Below are 14,961 nucleotides of genomic sequence, written 5' to 3' on the forward strand. Positions count from 1 at the left end.
ACTTTAATTGATAGTTGTAAATTACTCTTAGTGTAAGCCTGCTCTTCTTTCGCTTGAAAGTAGGCATGGTTCTGCTTTTCTTGTACACTAAATAAAAAATAATAGGAGACAAGAATGCATTGTCCATTTTGTAGTGCAACCGACACAAAAGTTATCGATTCACGATTGGTTTCTGATGGTCATCAAGTTCGTCGTCGACGACAATGTTTGGCGTGCAATGAGCGTTTTACAACGTTTGAATTTGCTGAACTAGTGATGCCAAAAGTGATTAAATCTAATGGTAATCGTGAACCGTTTAATGAAGATAAATTGTCAGGTGGTTTGTACCGTTCGTTAGAGAAGCGACCTGTTAGTGCCGATTTAGTTGAACTTGCGTTGAATACCATTAAGTCACAACTACGCGCAACGGGCGAACGAGAAGTGCCTTCTGATATGATTGGTAATCTAGTAATGGACCAATTAAAAGAGCTCGATAAAGTCGCTTATATTCGTTTTGCTTCGGTATATCGCAGCTTTGAAGATATTAAAGAGTTCGGTGAAGAAATCGCAAAATTAGAGAAATAACATGACATTTAGCACCCAAGATCACCAAATGATGCAAAAAGCTATTTTATTGGCTAAACAAGGTATCTATACCACAGCACCTAATCCAAATGTTGGGTGCGTATTGGTCAAAAATGGAAAGATTATTGGAGAAGGTGCTCACCTTAAAGTGGGTGAACCTCATGCTGAAGTTCATGCATTACGACAAGCAGGAGATAATGCCAAAGGTGCAACAGCGTATGTTACGTTGGAGCCATGCTCGCATTATGGAAGAACTCCACCTTGTGCGGAAGGCTTAATCAAAGCCGGTGTTGCTAAAGTTATCTGTGCGATGGTTGATCCTAATCCACAAGTGGCTGGGCGAGGTTTAGCGATGCTAAATGCTGCTGGTATTGAAACCGAATCAGGTTTATTAGAAGCAGACTCTAGAGCCTTGAATCCTTCATTTTTACAACGAATGGAGACCGGGAAACCTTTTGTTCAGTTAAAAATGGCGGCAAGTTTAGATGGTAAAACAGCATTGGCTAATGGTGAAAGTCAGTGGATAACCTCTAAAGAAGCGAGACAAGATGTTCAGCGTTATCGTGCTTTATCTGGTGCCATATTATCAACAGCAAAAACGGTAATAGAAGATAATGCTTCTTTAAATGTACGCTGGGATGATCTACCGTTATCAATTCAAAAAAACTATCCAGAAAGAAAACTAAGACAACCATTACGCGTTATTTTAGATCGTCAACACCAACTCACTTCAGATCTTAAATTATTCAATGTTGAAGGAAATGTTACCACCATTTCTTCCCAGTTATCTCACCCTATCAGTTCTCAACATAGCCATCTGCATTGCAATGTTTGTGACGATGGTAAACTTATCTTATCTGAAGTTATCGATAAAATAGTGCAAGAATGCAATGTTAATCATATTTGGGTAGAAGCTGGGGCCACCTTAGCGGCGAGTATGATAGAAGCCAATTTAGTGGATGAATTAATCATTTACTTAGCGCCTAAATTGATGGGTTCTGATGGTCGCAGTTTATTAAATATTGTCGGATTAACCACCATGTCTGAAGCTATCGATCTAAACATAACAGATGTTCGAATGGTAGGTAAAGATATTCGAATTACAGCAAAAATAGCAAGGTAACGTATGTTTACAGGAATTATTGAATCAACCGGTACACTTCAAGCAATTACACCAAAAGGTGAAGACATCAGTGTGACCGTTAATGTCGGTAAATTAGACATGGGTGATGTAAAGCTTGGCGATAGCATTGCAACCAACGGAGTATGTTTAACTGTTGTTGCGATGACAGCCCAAACTTATACCGCTGATTTATCACTAGAGACACTTAAACGTACTGGATTTGTCGATTACAAAGCAGGCGATAAAGTTAATCTAGAAAAAGCTATGTTACCAACGACTCGTTTTGGTGGTCATATTGTTTCAGGCCATGTCGATGCGGTTGGTGAAATTATTGAACGCCACCAAACAGGTAGAGCGGTCGAGTATTGGATCCAGTTGCCACAAAATCTAGCTAAATATGTAGTAGAAAAAGGGTCAATAACGGTCGATGGTATTAGCTTGACTGTAAATGATTTACGTAAAAATGCATTTAAGTTGACGATTGTTCCTCATACGGCAGCGGAAACAACAATGGACAACTTCTGTATAGGTCAAAAAGTGAATCTAGAAGTGGACTTAATTGCACGATATTTAGAAAGACTTGTGATCGGACAGAAAGAAGAGCAACCTCAGTCTTCTGTTACGATGGATCTTTTGGCAAAATCAGGTTTCTTAAATTAACCACTTAACCTAACTAATATATTAAAGGTATTTCACATGGCAATTAGCTCAGCAAAAGACATTATTGAAGATATTCGCTTAGGTAAGATGGTTATCCTGATGGATGATGAAGATCGTGAAAATGAAGGCGATTTAATCATTGCAGCAGAAAAAATCACACCAGAAGCGATCAATTTCATGGCAACACATGGTCGTGGTTTAATTTGTTTAACAATGACAAAAGATCGCTGTGAAAAATTAGGTCTACCACCAATGGTGCAAGACAATAACGCACAATTTACAACTAACTTTACTGTTTCTATTGAAGCCGCTGAAGGTGTTACAACGGGTATTTCAGCAGCAGATCGCTCTCGTACTGTTGAAGCTGCTGTTGCTAAAAATGCCGTTGCTGCTGATCTTGTTCAGCCTGGTCACATCTTCCCTCTTGCAGCACAAGAAGGTGGTGTATTAACACGTGCAGGACATACAGAGGCTGGTTGTGACTTGGCGCGTTTAGCTGGCTTTGAACCAGCAGGTGTGATTGTTGAAATCCTAAATGATGATGGCTCGATGGCTCGTCGTCCTGATCTGGAAATTTTTGCTGAAAAACACGATGTGAAATTGGGTACGATTGCTGACTTAATTGAATACCGTAATAACAACGAAACAACGATAGAGCGTGTTGCGGAGTGTAAACTACCAACAGAATTTGGTGATTTTGATTTGGTTACTTACCGTGACACGATCGATAATCAACTTCATTACGCAATGAAGAAAGAAAATACATCAGGTACTGCACCATTAGTTCGTGTACACCTTCAAGATACTTTCACCGATATCCTTCATTCCGATCGTTGTGCAGAGCGTAGCTGGACACTACCAACAGCAATGCAACGCATTGCCGATGAAGGTGGTGTGCTTGTGATCTTAGGGAACGAAGAGTCAACTGATAGTATTGTACATAAAATCAAAGTATTAGAGCGCCAAGATAGCGGTGAAGCGCCAACGATGGCTAAGAAACAAGGTACGTCACGCCGTGTTGGTGTTGGCTCACAAATATTAGCTGACATGGGCATTTCTGATATGCGTCTGCTATCATCTTCTTCAAAGCGTTACCATTCATTATCAGGCTTTGGTCTGAATGTAGTAGAATACGTTTCAAAATAAGCGTATTGATGGGCTCTATTGTGTAAATAGAGCCCAAATAATTAGATATTTGTCACAAAGCTGTGATAGAATTCGCCGATTCTCACTATGATATGTAGTTGAAAATAGTTACTCAGTTTAATTGGAATAATATAGATACAGGAAGGCTTATGAACGTAATTGAAGGCGGCATTGCTGCTCCTAATGCGAAAATTGCAATTGTCATTTCTCGCTTTAATAGCTTTATTAATGAAAGTTTACTTTCAGGCGCTATCGATACTTTAAAGCGTTTTGGTCAAGTATCTGAAGAAAACATCACTGTTGTTCGCTGCCCTGGCGCCGTAGAATTACCATTAGTTGCTCAACGAGTAGCTAAAACAGCAAAATATGATGCAATTGTTTCATTGGGTTCTGTTATTCGTGGTGGTACACCACATTTTGACTATGTATGTAGTGAATGCAATAAGGGTCTAGCACAAGTATCTTTGGAATACAGTATTCCAGTGGCATTTGGTGTTTTGACTGTTGATACAATCGATCAAGCAATCGAGCGCGCCGGTACCAAGGCTGGTAATAAAGGGGCAGAGGCTGCACTAAGCGCACTCGAAATGATTAATGTACTGTCTCAAATAGAATCCTAATGGGAGTTAGTGTGAAACCAGCCGCACGTCGTAATGCACGTCAATTTGCGCTTCAAGCAATTTATTCATGGCAAATAAGCAAAGAAAATGTTGCTGCTATTGAAGATCAGTTTTTAACCGCAGATAAGTATGATGAAGAAGAGCATCATGCAAAAGAGCCTAAACTACAAGCTCCAGAGACAGATGTAGCGTACTTCCGCGATCTTTTCTCAGGTGTTGCTCTTAACCACATTAAGTTAGACGGTAAAATGCGTCCATACTTATCTCGTCCACTTCAAGATCTTGATCAGATGGAACTTGCGTTACTACGTATGTCTATCTATGAAATGATGAATCGTGACGATGTACCTTACAAAGTTGTTATCAACGAAGCGATTGAACTTGCAAAAGTGTTCGCAGCAGAAGATAGCCACAAATTTGTAAATGGTGTATTAGATAAAGCGGCTCCAACATTACGTAAAAAGTAAGTTGGATTTAGCATACTAATTAATAGTAAAGGTCAGCCTAATCGCTGGCCTTTTTTATAACTAAAAAACAGTATTTTATATAATATGAGTAGTGAATTTAATTTAATTGACCAATTTTTTGTGCAAGGAAACCTGTCTCGAAGTGATGTTGATTTAGGGATTGGTGATGATTGTGCGCTAGTATCAGTACCAGAAGGTCATCACGTTGCCATTACCACCGATACGTTAGCGGCAGGCACCCATTTTTTAGCTGATGCTAATCCTGAACTTATTGGTTATAAAGCGTTAGCATCAAATTTAAGTGATTTAGCCGCAATGGGTGCTAAACCTACTTGGGTATCTTTAGCATTAACGTTACCTGAGCCAGATGAGAAATGGCTTGAAGGCTTTTGTAAGGGCTTTTTTGGATTGGCCAAACAATACAATGTGCAACTTATTGGTGGTGATACAACTAAAGGGCCACTGAGCATTACCATTACAGTTCACGGTATTGTACCAAAAGGGGAAGCGATGACCCGTAAAGGAGCAAAGCTAGGTGATGATATATATGTAACAGGGCCTTTAGGAGACAGTGCTGCAGGACTTGAGATTTTATTGAGAAGGTCACCCCAATCACAAACCGCATTAGAACAAGAGTTAGAATACAGACATTATTACTCGACACCGAAAGTTGAACTTGCTCAACAAATACGTCATCTTTGTCATTCAGCATTAGATATCTCGGATGGGCTTATTTCGGATTTAGGGCATATACTTAAACAATCGAATGTAAGTGCTAAAATTGACGTTAATAGATTGCCGGTTTCTAATGAGTTAGTTAAGTACTATGATGATGAAGATAAATATCAGAAAGTAGCGCTGACTAGTGGTGAAGAATATGAACTTTGTTTCACTGCATCTAAAGAGAATAGAGAAGCGATTAGACAAATAACTACCCTTTTAAATCATAACGTTAGTATAATTGGTGAAATAGTTAATGGGCCATTTACCAACTTACAGAATAGTATGCAATTATATAAAGAGACAGTGCTATTGGACTGGGCACTTTATGGCTATGACCATTTTAGGAATGAATAATGACAAATCCTTTAGCATTAATTAGTTTAAAAAATCCGTGGCATCTTTTAGCAACAGGATTTGGTAGTGGTTTAGCGCCAATTATTCCTGGAACAATGGGGACATTAGCGGCCATTCCATTTTATTTATTGCTTGCTCAGCTGCCTTTTTACTTATTTGTTGTAGCTGTTATTGTATCTGCGCTTGTTGGCATTAAAATTTGTGATGTGACTTCTGCGGATATGAAAGTTCACGATCACGGTTCAATCGTTTGGGATGAGTTCGTTGGATTGTGGATCACAATGAGCATCGTACCTTATTTGAATTTATCAGTAACTGATTGGAAATGGTTACTTACCGGGTTTATCTTATTTCGATTTTTTGACATGGTAAAACCTTGGCCAATTGGATGGCTAGATAATAAAGTTCATGGCGGCTTTGGCATTATGCTTGATGATATTGTCGCTGGATTTATGGCTCTAATTAGCCTTTGGTTAGTTGGAAAATATTCTGGTTGGTTGTAATTAAATGAGTAAAGTCAGAGCAAGTTTTTGCTCTTTATGTTTAATGTTGGTTGCTTTCTTTGGTTATTCAAAAGCGGTATTTTCTGATCCGGTTTTAGTTGGCTATTGGGGCTACAATGAATATTTGGCTAAGTATCCTAAAGAAGATGAACTAACAGCATCATTATCTAACATGGTAAAGATGGAGCCAGTCTCACTTTCTGTTAAACAAGATAAACCAATTAAGATTTCATTTGTTTATCCTGGAGGGCAAGCTTCTGATTATTGGAAGCGTAATTTGATTGCTTTTGAATCACGCTTACAAGCATTAAATATAAAGTATGAATTAACGCCAGTATCAACTCGACTTAATGTTGATTTTAAAGAGCAAAGCCGTTCTTTATATGATGCAATTAATAAGAAATCGGATTATCTTATTTTTACTTTGAATACTACCCGCCATCGTAAGTTTATTGAGCATGTAATTCAAAGCCCTAAAACGAAAATAATTGTACAAAATATTACCACACCAGTGAAGGCATGGCGTGATAATCAACCACTGTTATACGTAGGGTTTGATCATGTGATTGGTACTCGCTTACTTGCTAAATACTTTCAAGAAAAGTTTCCTCATGGTGCGAAGTACGGAATGCTGTACTTCTCCTATGGTTACTTAAGTACAGCGAGAGGTGATGTTTTTGTTCAATCAATGGACAATAATAAATACACATTAACCTCCTCTTTTTATACCGAAGCCACAAAAGAGAGTGCATTTACCGCGACGAAAAGCATCGTGAAAGACAGTCCTGATGTTGATTTTATCTACGCCTCTTCTACAGATATAGCATTAGGTGCACTAGATGCCTTGGATGAAATGACCAATATCCAACCTGTAATTAATGGGTGGGGTGGTGGTTCATTGGAATTAGATGCAATTGAAAATGGTAAGTTAGATGTAACAGTCATGAGAATGAATGATGACACTGGTGTTGCGATGGCTGAGGCGATTAAATTGGACTTAGAAGGCAAGGAAGTTCCAACCGTTTATTCTGGAGACTTTGAAGTAGTAACTTCTGAGACGAGTGCAGAAGACCTCATCTTATTAAAACAAAAAGCTTTTCGTTATTCTGGAGTGGATTTAAAGAATGAGTAATGAACATGTTTTGAAAAAAGCATCGTTAGCAGATCTTATATTTCGAGCTATTTTCATCATATTTTCAATTTTGACGGTAGGTATTACTATACATACCTACCAATTAAGTATAAATACAATTAATGAAGAGGTTAAGCGTAATTTACAACAAACCTCTAGTTTAATCACTAATTACTTAAATCATAGATTATCGACATTACAAATTAGACAAGATACTGATGCTGGTAGTTTAGGTATTCAAAATAATGATAGTAAAGATCATATTAAAAGTTTAGAAAATTATTTTTCTGATATTGAAGAAAGGTCACCCCATAATTCGCCTGATTTTCGGTTTATTGAAGTGGATAATTCATTGTATTGGGATGATGGAAATAGTCTTTTTTTTGGTTTAGAAGATAATGATTTTCAAAGAATTGTCAAAAAAAATATTCATATAAATGCTTGGTATTATATGATGATTGATCAGTCTGTATCACAAGTCCATTTTTTAATAAGAAAAACACCAATTGTAGTATCTTCTACGGGTAAGATGAGGGGCTATTTATATAATGCAGTTATATTGAATAATAATGTTTCTTTCCTTAATGATTTAAAAGAAATAAGTAACAGCCAAGATATATTAATTGCAAATAATGGAAAAATAATAACGTCAAGCATAGGAAAAGAAAGAGAAGAATATAAAGAAATTCAAATTGCATTGACTAATCCTGAATGTAAATTAACGAATAAAATATTGAATGTTACAGAGTTAGATATTAAATCATTAAATGGTTCTTTATCAATCGCTTCTTTAAAAAATAGAGATAATATTGATCTTCTTGAGCAGAATTTTATTTATAGTGTCGTACTTTCTTTCTTAATTTTAATTGCACTAGCTGTGATAATTAGAGGGTTGTTTGAACATAAAATATTATTAGCACTGAATTCATTATTAGATTATGCCAATAATGTATCTAAAAATGAGGCATCAACAGAATATAAAGGGAGTGGTATTGTTGAGTTTGATCATATTGGTCATAAGTTAGAATGTATATTTATTGAGCTCATAGAAGCAAAAAAAGAAAGTTATAAAGCGCAAGCAGTAGCAGAGAAATCCACACAGGTAAAATCAGATTTTTTAGCTCGAATGAGTCATGAAATACGAACGCCATTAAATGGTATTCTTGGGATCTCTAGTTTATTAAGGCAAAGTGATTTAACTATAGAGCAGAAAAAACAAATGATGATCCTTCATCAGGGCGGAGAGCATCTTCTTGCTGTATTGAATGATGTACTGGATTTTTCTCAAATAGAACAAGATAAACTCAATATTAACTGTGAGCCCTTTGCTTTAAGTGAAGTGTTAGAAACTATTAAGGCGATATACACCCCTATTTGTAACGAGAAAGGGATTGAGTTTTTGATAAATAATAATATTAATAGTGCTGTATTAATTAATACAGACCAAGTGCGAATTACCCAAATATTATTTAATTTATTAAGTAATGCAGTTAAATTTACTGAAAATGGTTATGTAGCATTAACTTTGTCGTTAAAGTTTCAAGACTCTCAGGCAGTGTTGCATATTGATGTTAAAGACACTGGTATTGGTATTGCTCAGAATAAGCAGGTACTAATGTTTGAACCTTTTATTCAAGTTGAATCTTCTGAAATCAGGAAAGTTGGTGGTAGCGGTTTGGGTTTGGCAATTATAAGGCAATTATTGAATCTGCTTTATGGAAGTATTCGTGTTGAAAGCCAGATTGGTGCCGGTTCTGTATTTTACATTCAAGTTCCTGTAACTGTTATTGATGCATCCGTATTGACAAGGAATATTAAGCATAATAATCATGACTCTTTATTACCAGCGAACTTAAATGTATTGTTAATTGAAGATAATAAGTCAAATGCTTATATAGCAAAAGCATATTGTCAAAAATATAATTTAAAAGTAACTTGGGAAACCTCAGCTAAAGAGGGGATAGGTCGATTGTTAGAGTCATCTTTTGACCTTATTCTGATGGACAATCAAATGCCGGGTATAAGTGGAATTGAAGCAACAAAGTATATACGACAAGAATTGAAATTAAGCACCCCAATTTATGCTTATACTGCCGATGTATTAAAGGAAGCTCATGATGAATTTCTATCTGTGGGTGCAAATTATATAATAACGAAGCCAATCAAAGAAAAATCGATTCTAGATGCGTTAGTTTTTTATAAGTCAGAGCTCAGAAGTTAACTGCGTTTAATTCGGACTATTTTCATGATATCAATATCAAACCCAGCAATAGTTTCCACGCTAGGATAATATGTCACATTTACGTTAGCTCCTTTAAGTGAGCGGTAGGCTTTTATTCTATTAAATTTAAATGGTACGTTACAGTTTTCGATCATAATGGTGTGCAGTACCCACTCGCCAATATCTCGTTGAGTATGAGATGTCACTTTTACATCTACGCTATGAGTGAGTTGTTGGTGCTTATTAAGCATTTTATCTACGTCTGATTTCATGATTTCACCGCGATTAATTTTATTGCTCAAATTTTACTGAATAATAGAGACAAAAAATGCCACAGAGTTGTGGCATTTTTTATAAGATGAAATTAATTATAAGTCTAAATAATCTCGGATTTGTTTTTCAATGCCAGGTGCATCTAAACCTAATTCGGTATGCATTTCTTCTTGTGTTCCTTGAGCAATAAACTCATCAGGTAGACCAAGTTGAAGGACTGGCTTTATTAGACGGTTCTTCATTAAGAACTCAATTACACCAGAACCTGCCCCACCAGAAATTGCATTCTCTTCGATAGTAACAAGAATATCGTGGCTTGTTACTAACTCACAAAGCAAAGTTTCATCTAATGGTTTTGCAAAGCGCATATCTGCCACCGTCGCGTCCAGCTTTTCCGCTGCGGCTAAGCTGCTTTCTAAGAAAGTACCAAAGTTTAGAATAGCAACACGTTCGCCTTTTTCTGTGATTTTAGTTTCACGAATTAAACGACCTTTACCTATCTCTAATGATTGCATTGTTTTATCAACTACAATACCTGTTGCGCTACCTCTTGGGTATCTAACAGCACTTGGGCCAGTGTGTTTGTGACCGGTATAAAGCATTTGACGGCATTCATTTTCATCACTTGGTGTCATGATGACCATATTAGGGATGCAGCGCATAAAGCTGATATCAAAAGCACCTTGATGTGTTTGACCATCTGCACCAACAAGACCAGCACGATCAATAGCAAACATTACGGGTAAGTTCATAATAGCAACGTCATGGATAAGTTGATCATAGCCTCGTTGTAAGAACGTAGAATAAATTGCAACGATAGGATGATAACCTGCGATAGCCATACCACTGGCTAGAGTTACAGCATGCTGCTCTGCAATTGCGGTATCAAAATATTGATCTGGAAATTCTTTTGAAAAACGAACCATGCCAGATCCTTCACGCATTGCCGGTGTGATGGCCATTAGTTTGTCATCTTCTTTTGCCATATCGCAAAGAAAATCACCAAAAATGTTTGAGAAGGTTGGTGTGCCACCTGATGATTCAGGTAAAGAATCATTGTTTGGATCGAATTTAGGTACACCATGATAGCTGATTGGATCTTTTTCAGCGGGCTCATAGCCTTTGCCTTTTTTCGTCATAATGTGTAAGAACTGCGGACCTTTTAGGTTGCGCATATTCTTAAGAGTGCGAACTAATTCGTTTACATCATGACCATCGACAGGACCAATATAATTAAAGCCTAGCTCTTCGAACATGGTTCCAGGTACGACCATGCCTTTTAGATGCTCTTCAGTGCGTTTAAGTAATTCTTTAATCGTAGGTGTTCCAGAAAGTACTTTTTTACCGCCTTCACGAATAGATGTGTACAGGCTGCCAGATAAGACGCGTGCCAATTGATTATTAAGCGCCCCGACATTTTCTGAAATAGACATCTCATTGTCATTTAAAATAACTAGCATATCAGGGTGAATATCACCAGCATGGTTCAATGCTTCAAACGCCATCCCAGCAGTAATAGCACCATCACCAATAACGCTAACTACTTTGCGATTTTCTTGTTCTTTTTCAGCACAAATAGCTAGGCCTAAAGCGGCACTAATAGATGTCGATGAGTGACCAACAGATAATACGTCATATTCACTTTCATCACGCCATGGGAAAGGGTGCAATCCATCTTTTTGACGAATAGTAGACAGTTTTTCACGGCGACCGGTTAAGATCTTATGAGGGTAAGCTTGATGACCAACATCCCAAATGATCTGATCAAATGGCGTGTTATAGACATAATGTAAAGCGACCGTCAGTTCAACAACACCAAGCCCAGATGCTAAGTGACCGCTTGTTTTACTGACTGACTTTAGAAGGTAAGCACGAAGCTCATCACACAATGCTAGTAAGCTCTCTTTTGGTAAAGAGCGCAACTCGTCCGGCGTATTTGCTAAAGCCAGAATTGGGTATTTTGAAATATCTAGTGACATAATATTAGCGCTTATCTGTTTTAGTTTTTACGCTCAATGACGTATTGGGCGAACGCTTGCATTGCATCCGTATTATAAGGGATGTCATTTAGAGCATTAATTGCAGTTTGGTATAGTTGCTCTGTTTTTTGTTGAGCACCGTTAAGTCCCAATAGAGCAGGGTAAGTGCTCTTTTCTAATTCTAGATCAGAACCTTGTGGTTTACCGAGAGTTTCAGTATCGCTAATGATATCTAAAATATCATCTTGAACTTGAAATGCGAGACCAATAGCATCAGCATACTTTTCAAGTTGTGGAAGAATGGTTTTGCCTTTTTCTCCGGCACATAGTGCGCCTAATTGAATGGCACACTTCATTAATGCCCCTGTTTTATGGGCATGAATTTTCTCTAAAGAAGCAAGATCAACCAACTTCCCTTCCGCTTGTAGATCAAGGGATTGGCCCATGCACATACCGGATGCGCCGGATGCTCTGGATAATACTCTGATCATATCAATACGTGACGATTCTGCTTCTTTAGAAAGTACACCATTAGCTAAAATATCAAACGCTAAGGTTTGCAGTGCGTCACCAGCAAGAATGGCGGTTGCCTCATTAAATTTAATATGACAGGTAGCATGACCACGGCGTAAATCATCGTTATCCATTGCTGGCAAATCATCATGAATTAATGAGTATGAGTGAATACACTCAATAGCAGCAGCAGCAGCATCGGCATGTTCTGCATTTATACCTAACATTTCTGCTGTAATATAAACAAGATAAGGACGCGCGCGTTTGCCTCCTAATAACAATGCGTATTTCATTGCTTCTGTAAGAGGTTGCTGCTGGATCTCTATTTTTTCAAGCCATTGATTTAAATGTTCAATATTACGTTGCTGAAAAATGGGTAATTGCTGTTTAAGTGAATCAGTCATCATTAGTATCAAAAGGCGTTAGTTCAGCATTATCATCAGCTTGAAGTAGAATATCAACGCGTTGCTCTGCGTCGGTCAGTTTTTCTTGTCCTGCTCGTGCTAGTGCAATACCACGTTCAAATTTCTTTAAGGCATCTTCAAGAGGCAAGTCGCCACTTTCTAATTGAGTAACGACAGAATCTAGTTCTTCAATTGCCGCTTCAAATGATAAATTTTCCGGTTTTTTTACAGCCATAATGATTCACTCTTAAAATGATCCAAGAAAGGTAACTCAGAGTCGGTAAAGGGTCAATTGAACTGGCGATAAAGTGATACATAAAAGGGGAATTTAGCGTTTAAGGGTTACTTTTCAAGCAATATATTATTTTTACACTCTTTTTTAATAAAAAAATTAAACCATCCAAGACTTCGGTCGATAAGTAAGAAGCGGCAAAAAAGTGATGATATTTATGGCTTGATTTTTGCTTAGCTCATTATAAATAAACACAAGCAGCAAGATAGGGGAGCGCTCTGTGGATTTAGCAACGTTAATAGGCTTAGTTGGTAGTTTTGCATTTATTATTATGGCAATGGTACTGGCTGGTGGTTTAGCCATTTTTATGGACATAACATCGGTTCTGATTGTACTTGGTGGTTCAACTTTTGTTGTACTTATGAAGTTTACAGTTGGTCAATTCTTTGGCGCAGGTAAAATTGCAGCTAAAGCATTTATGTTTAAAACAGATGAACCGGTTGACTTAATAGTCACTATTGTTGAAATGGCAGATGCGGCTCGTAAAGGCGGTTTCCTGGCATTAGAAGAAAAAGAGATCAGCAACTCATTTATGCAAAAAGGCATTGATTTGTTAGTTGATGGGCATGATGCCGAAGTGGTTAAAGCCACATTACAGAAAGACATCGCATTAACCAATGAGCGTCATGAAAGAGGTGTTGGTGTATTCAACGCTTTTGGTGATGTAGCCCCTGCAATGGGTATGATTGGTACGCTTATCGGTCTAGTTGGGATGTTATCTAACATGGATGATCCTAAATCGATTGGTCCAGCAATGGCGGTTGCCTTGCTAACTACACTATATGGTTCTGTTATCTCAAATATGATCGCATTCCCTATTGCGCAGAAATTGGAATTACGTAAAGAGCAAGAAAAACTAAATCGTCGTTTAATTCTTGATGGTATTTTAGCAATTCAAGATGGTCAAAATCCTCGTGTTATTGATAGCTATTTACGTAACTATTTAAACGAGAAAAAACGTGTTGTTGATACTGGCGAAGAATAAGACGAGGAGCTAATGATGGAAGATGAAGATAAGTGTAAATGTCCTCCTGGAGCCCCCTTATGGATGGCAACATTTGCTGACTTAGCAACGCTGTTAATGTGTTTCTTCGTATTGTTACTCTCTTTCTCTGAGATGGATGTACTGAAATTTAAGCAAATTGCAGGTTCAATGAAATTTGCATTTGGTGTTCAGAATGTTCTTGAAGTAAAAGATATCCCTAAGGGGACTAGCGTTATTGCACTAGAGTTTCGACCGGGTCGCCCTGAACCTACGCCGATTGAAGTGATCATGCAGCAAACGATCGACATTCCTCAGAAAACATTAGATTTTCATGATGGAGAATCAGATCGTGCTGGTGGAACGAAGAGAGATGCGGGTAAGCAAACGGGGGGAGAATCATCATCTACGGCAACACAGACCGAGTCTGAATCTGAAAGCCAGAGTCAGGCACAACAAGAATTAGAAGACGTTATTAAAAAAGCGTTAGAAAGTGAGATTAAAGATGGTGCGTTAGAAGTTGAAAATCTAGGTCAACAACTTGTGATCCGCATTCGTGAAAAAGGGGCGTTTCCTGCGGGGTCTGCTTTTTTACAACCCCAATTCCGCCCGCTGATCCGTCAAATTGCGGAACTGGTTAAGGATGTACCTGGTGTAATTCGAGTGTCTGGTCATACCGATAATCAACCATTAGATTCGGAATTATATCGTTCTAATTGGGATTTATCTGCTCAACGAGCTGTTTCTGTTGCTCATGAGATGGAGCGAGTTAAAGGGTTTGAAAGTGATCGTTTACGCGTTCGTGGTATGGCATCGACAGAGCCATTAGGACCTAATAAAACTTGGAAACAACGAGCTAGAAATCGTCGTGTTGAAATTAGTATTATGCAAGGTAAAGCGCATAAAAGTGATGAAGTACCCAGTGCTCAACAATAAGATTGCTCTAAATAGATGAATAGGAAAGGTGGGTTGAATTAGCAACCTGCCTTTTTTTTCGGTATAATC

At 37.8% G+C, this 14,961-nt stretch carries 16 protein-coding genes; 12 read left to right on the forward strand and 4 right to left on the reverse strand.

The window, feature by feature from the left end; genetic code table 11:
* The first annotated feature begins 114 nt into the window (after positions 1-114).
* The 10 genes from nrdR (at position 115) to Q1K78_RS02920 (ending at position 9,513) form a co-directional block, all read left to right on the forward strand.
* A complete protein-coding gene (nrdR, locus tag Q1K78_RS02875; RefSeq protein ID WP_300174235.1) occupies positions 115-564 on the forward strand; it encodes a transcriptional regulator NrdR in 450 nt (149 codons plus the stop codon).
* A 1-nt stretch (position 565) separates the two neighbouring features.
* Positions 566-1,687 (forward strand): bifunctional diaminohydroxyphosphoribosylaminopyrimidine deaminase/5-amino-6-(5-phosphoribosylamino)uracil reductase RibD, encoded by a 1,122-nt coding sequence (gene ribD / locus Q1K78_RS02880; protein WP_300174237.1) that lies wholly within the window; start codon positions 566-568, stop codon positions 1,685-1,687.
* A gap of 3 nt (positions 1,688-1,690) precedes the next feature.
* A complete protein-coding gene (locus tag Q1K78_RS02885) occupies positions 1,691-2,347 on the forward strand; it encodes a riboflavin synthase (RefSeq protein ID WP_300174239.1) in 657 nt (218 codons plus the stop codon).
* Positions 2,348-2,383: 36 nt separating this feature from the next.
* Positions 2,384-3,493 (forward strand): bifunctional 3,4-dihydroxy-2-butanone-4-phosphate synthase/GTP cyclohydrolase II, encoded by a 1,110-nt coding sequence (gene ribBA, locus Q1K78_RS02890; RefSeq protein WP_300174241.1) that lies wholly within the window; start codon positions 2,384-2,386, stop codon positions 3,491-3,493.
* Between the two features lie 149 nt (positions 3,494-3,642).
* Entirely contained in the window at positions 3,643-4,113 is a 471-nt protein-coding gene (gene ribE / locus Q1K78_RS02895; RefSeq protein WP_300174243.1) for a 6,7-dimethyl-8-ribityllumazine synthase, read from the forward strand.
* Positions 4,113-4,580 carry a transcription antitermination factor NusB gene (gene nusB / locus Q1K78_RS02900; protein WP_300174244.1) on the forward strand — a complete coding sequence of 156 codons (468 nt, stop codon included), beginning with the start codon at positions 4,113-4,115 and terminating at the stop codon, positions 4,578-4,580. The genes ribE and nusB overlap by 1 nt, the downstream gene beginning before the upstream one ends.
* Positions 4,581-4,664: 84 nt before the next feature.
* The gene (gene thiL / locus Q1K78_RS02905; protein ID WP_300174246.1) at positions 4,665-5,657 is read left to right on the forward strand and encodes a thiamine-phosphate kinase; all 993 of its coding nucleotides are present in this window, start codon (positions 4,665-4,667) and stop codon (positions 5,655-5,657) included.
* Entirely contained in the window at positions 5,657-6,160 is a 504-nt protein-coding gene (gene pgpA, locus Q1K78_RS02910) for a phosphatidylglycerophosphatase A (protein ID WP_300174248.1), read from the forward strand. The genes thiL and pgpA overlap by 1 nt, the downstream gene beginning before the upstream one ends.
* A gap of 43 nt (positions 6,161-6,203) precedes the next feature.
* Entirely contained in the window at positions 6,204-7,292 is a 1,089-nt protein-coding gene (locus Q1K78_RS02915; RefSeq protein ID WP_300174350.1) for a substrate-binding domain-containing protein, read from the forward strand.
* Positions 7,285-9,513 carry a LuxQ periplasmic sensor domain-containing protein gene (locus Q1K78_RS02920; protein WP_300174250.1) on the forward strand — a complete coding sequence of 743 codons (2,229 nt, stop codon included), beginning with the start codon at positions 7,285-7,287 and terminating at the stop codon, positions 9,511-9,513. The genes Q1K78_RS02915 and Q1K78_RS02920 overlap by 8 nt, the downstream gene beginning before the upstream one ends.
* Here Q1K78_RS02920 and Q1K78_RS02925 read toward each other — a convergent pair.
* From Q1K78_RS02925 to xseB, 4 genes are all read right to left on the reverse strand, one after another.
* A complete protein-coding gene (locus Q1K78_RS02925) occupies positions 9,510-9,785 on the reverse strand; it encodes a hypothetical protein (protein ID WP_300174252.1) in 276 nt (91 codons plus the stop codon). The two genes, Q1K78_RS02920 and Q1K78_RS02925, sit on opposite strands and share 4 nt — an antisense overlap.
* Positions 9,786-9,881: 96 nt before the next feature.
* The gene (dxs, locus tag Q1K78_RS02930) at positions 9,882-11,765 is read right to left on the reverse strand and encodes a 1-deoxy-D-xylulose-5-phosphate synthase (RefSeq protein WP_300174255.1); all 1,884 of its coding nucleotides are present in this window, start codon (positions 11,763-11,765) and stop codon (positions 9,882-9,884) included.
* 20 nt (positions 11,766-11,785) lie between these two features.
* Positions 11,786-12,682 (reverse strand): (2E,6E)-farnesyl diphosphate synthase, encoded by an 897-nt coding sequence (ispA, locus tag Q1K78_RS02935; RefSeq protein WP_300174352.1) that lies wholly within the window; start codon positions 12,680-12,682, stop codon positions 11,786-11,788.
* Positions 12,675-12,917 carry an exodeoxyribonuclease VII small subunit gene (gene xseB, locus Q1K78_RS02940; protein WP_300174256.1) on the reverse strand — a complete coding sequence of 81 codons (243 nt, stop codon included), beginning with the start codon at positions 12,915-12,917 and terminating at the stop codon, positions 12,675-12,677. The genes ispA and xseB overlap by 8 nt, the downstream gene beginning before the upstream one ends.
* A 277-nt stretch (positions 12,918-13,194) precedes the next feature.
* Between xseB and pomA the strand changes: the two genes are divergently transcribed.
* Complete coding sequence (pomA, locus tag Q1K78_RS02945) at positions 13,195-13,959, forward strand: flagellar motor protein PomA (protein ID WP_300174258.1); 765 nt, start codon at positions 13,195-13,197, stop codon at positions 13,957-13,959.
* Between the two features lie 15 nt (positions 13,960-13,974).
* Positions 13,975-14,892, forward strand: coding sequence for a flagellar motor protein MotB (locus Q1K78_RS02950; RefSeq protein WP_300174354.1), 918 nt, complete (start codon positions 13,975-13,977; stop codon positions 14,890-14,892).
* Positions 14,893-14,961: the final 69 nt, after the last annotated feature.

The organism is uncultured Aliivibrio sp. (genome assembly GCF_946479765.1).
Taxonomy (GTDB): Bacteria; Pseudomonadota; Gammaproteobacteria; order Enterobacterales; family Vibrionaceae; genus Aliivibrio.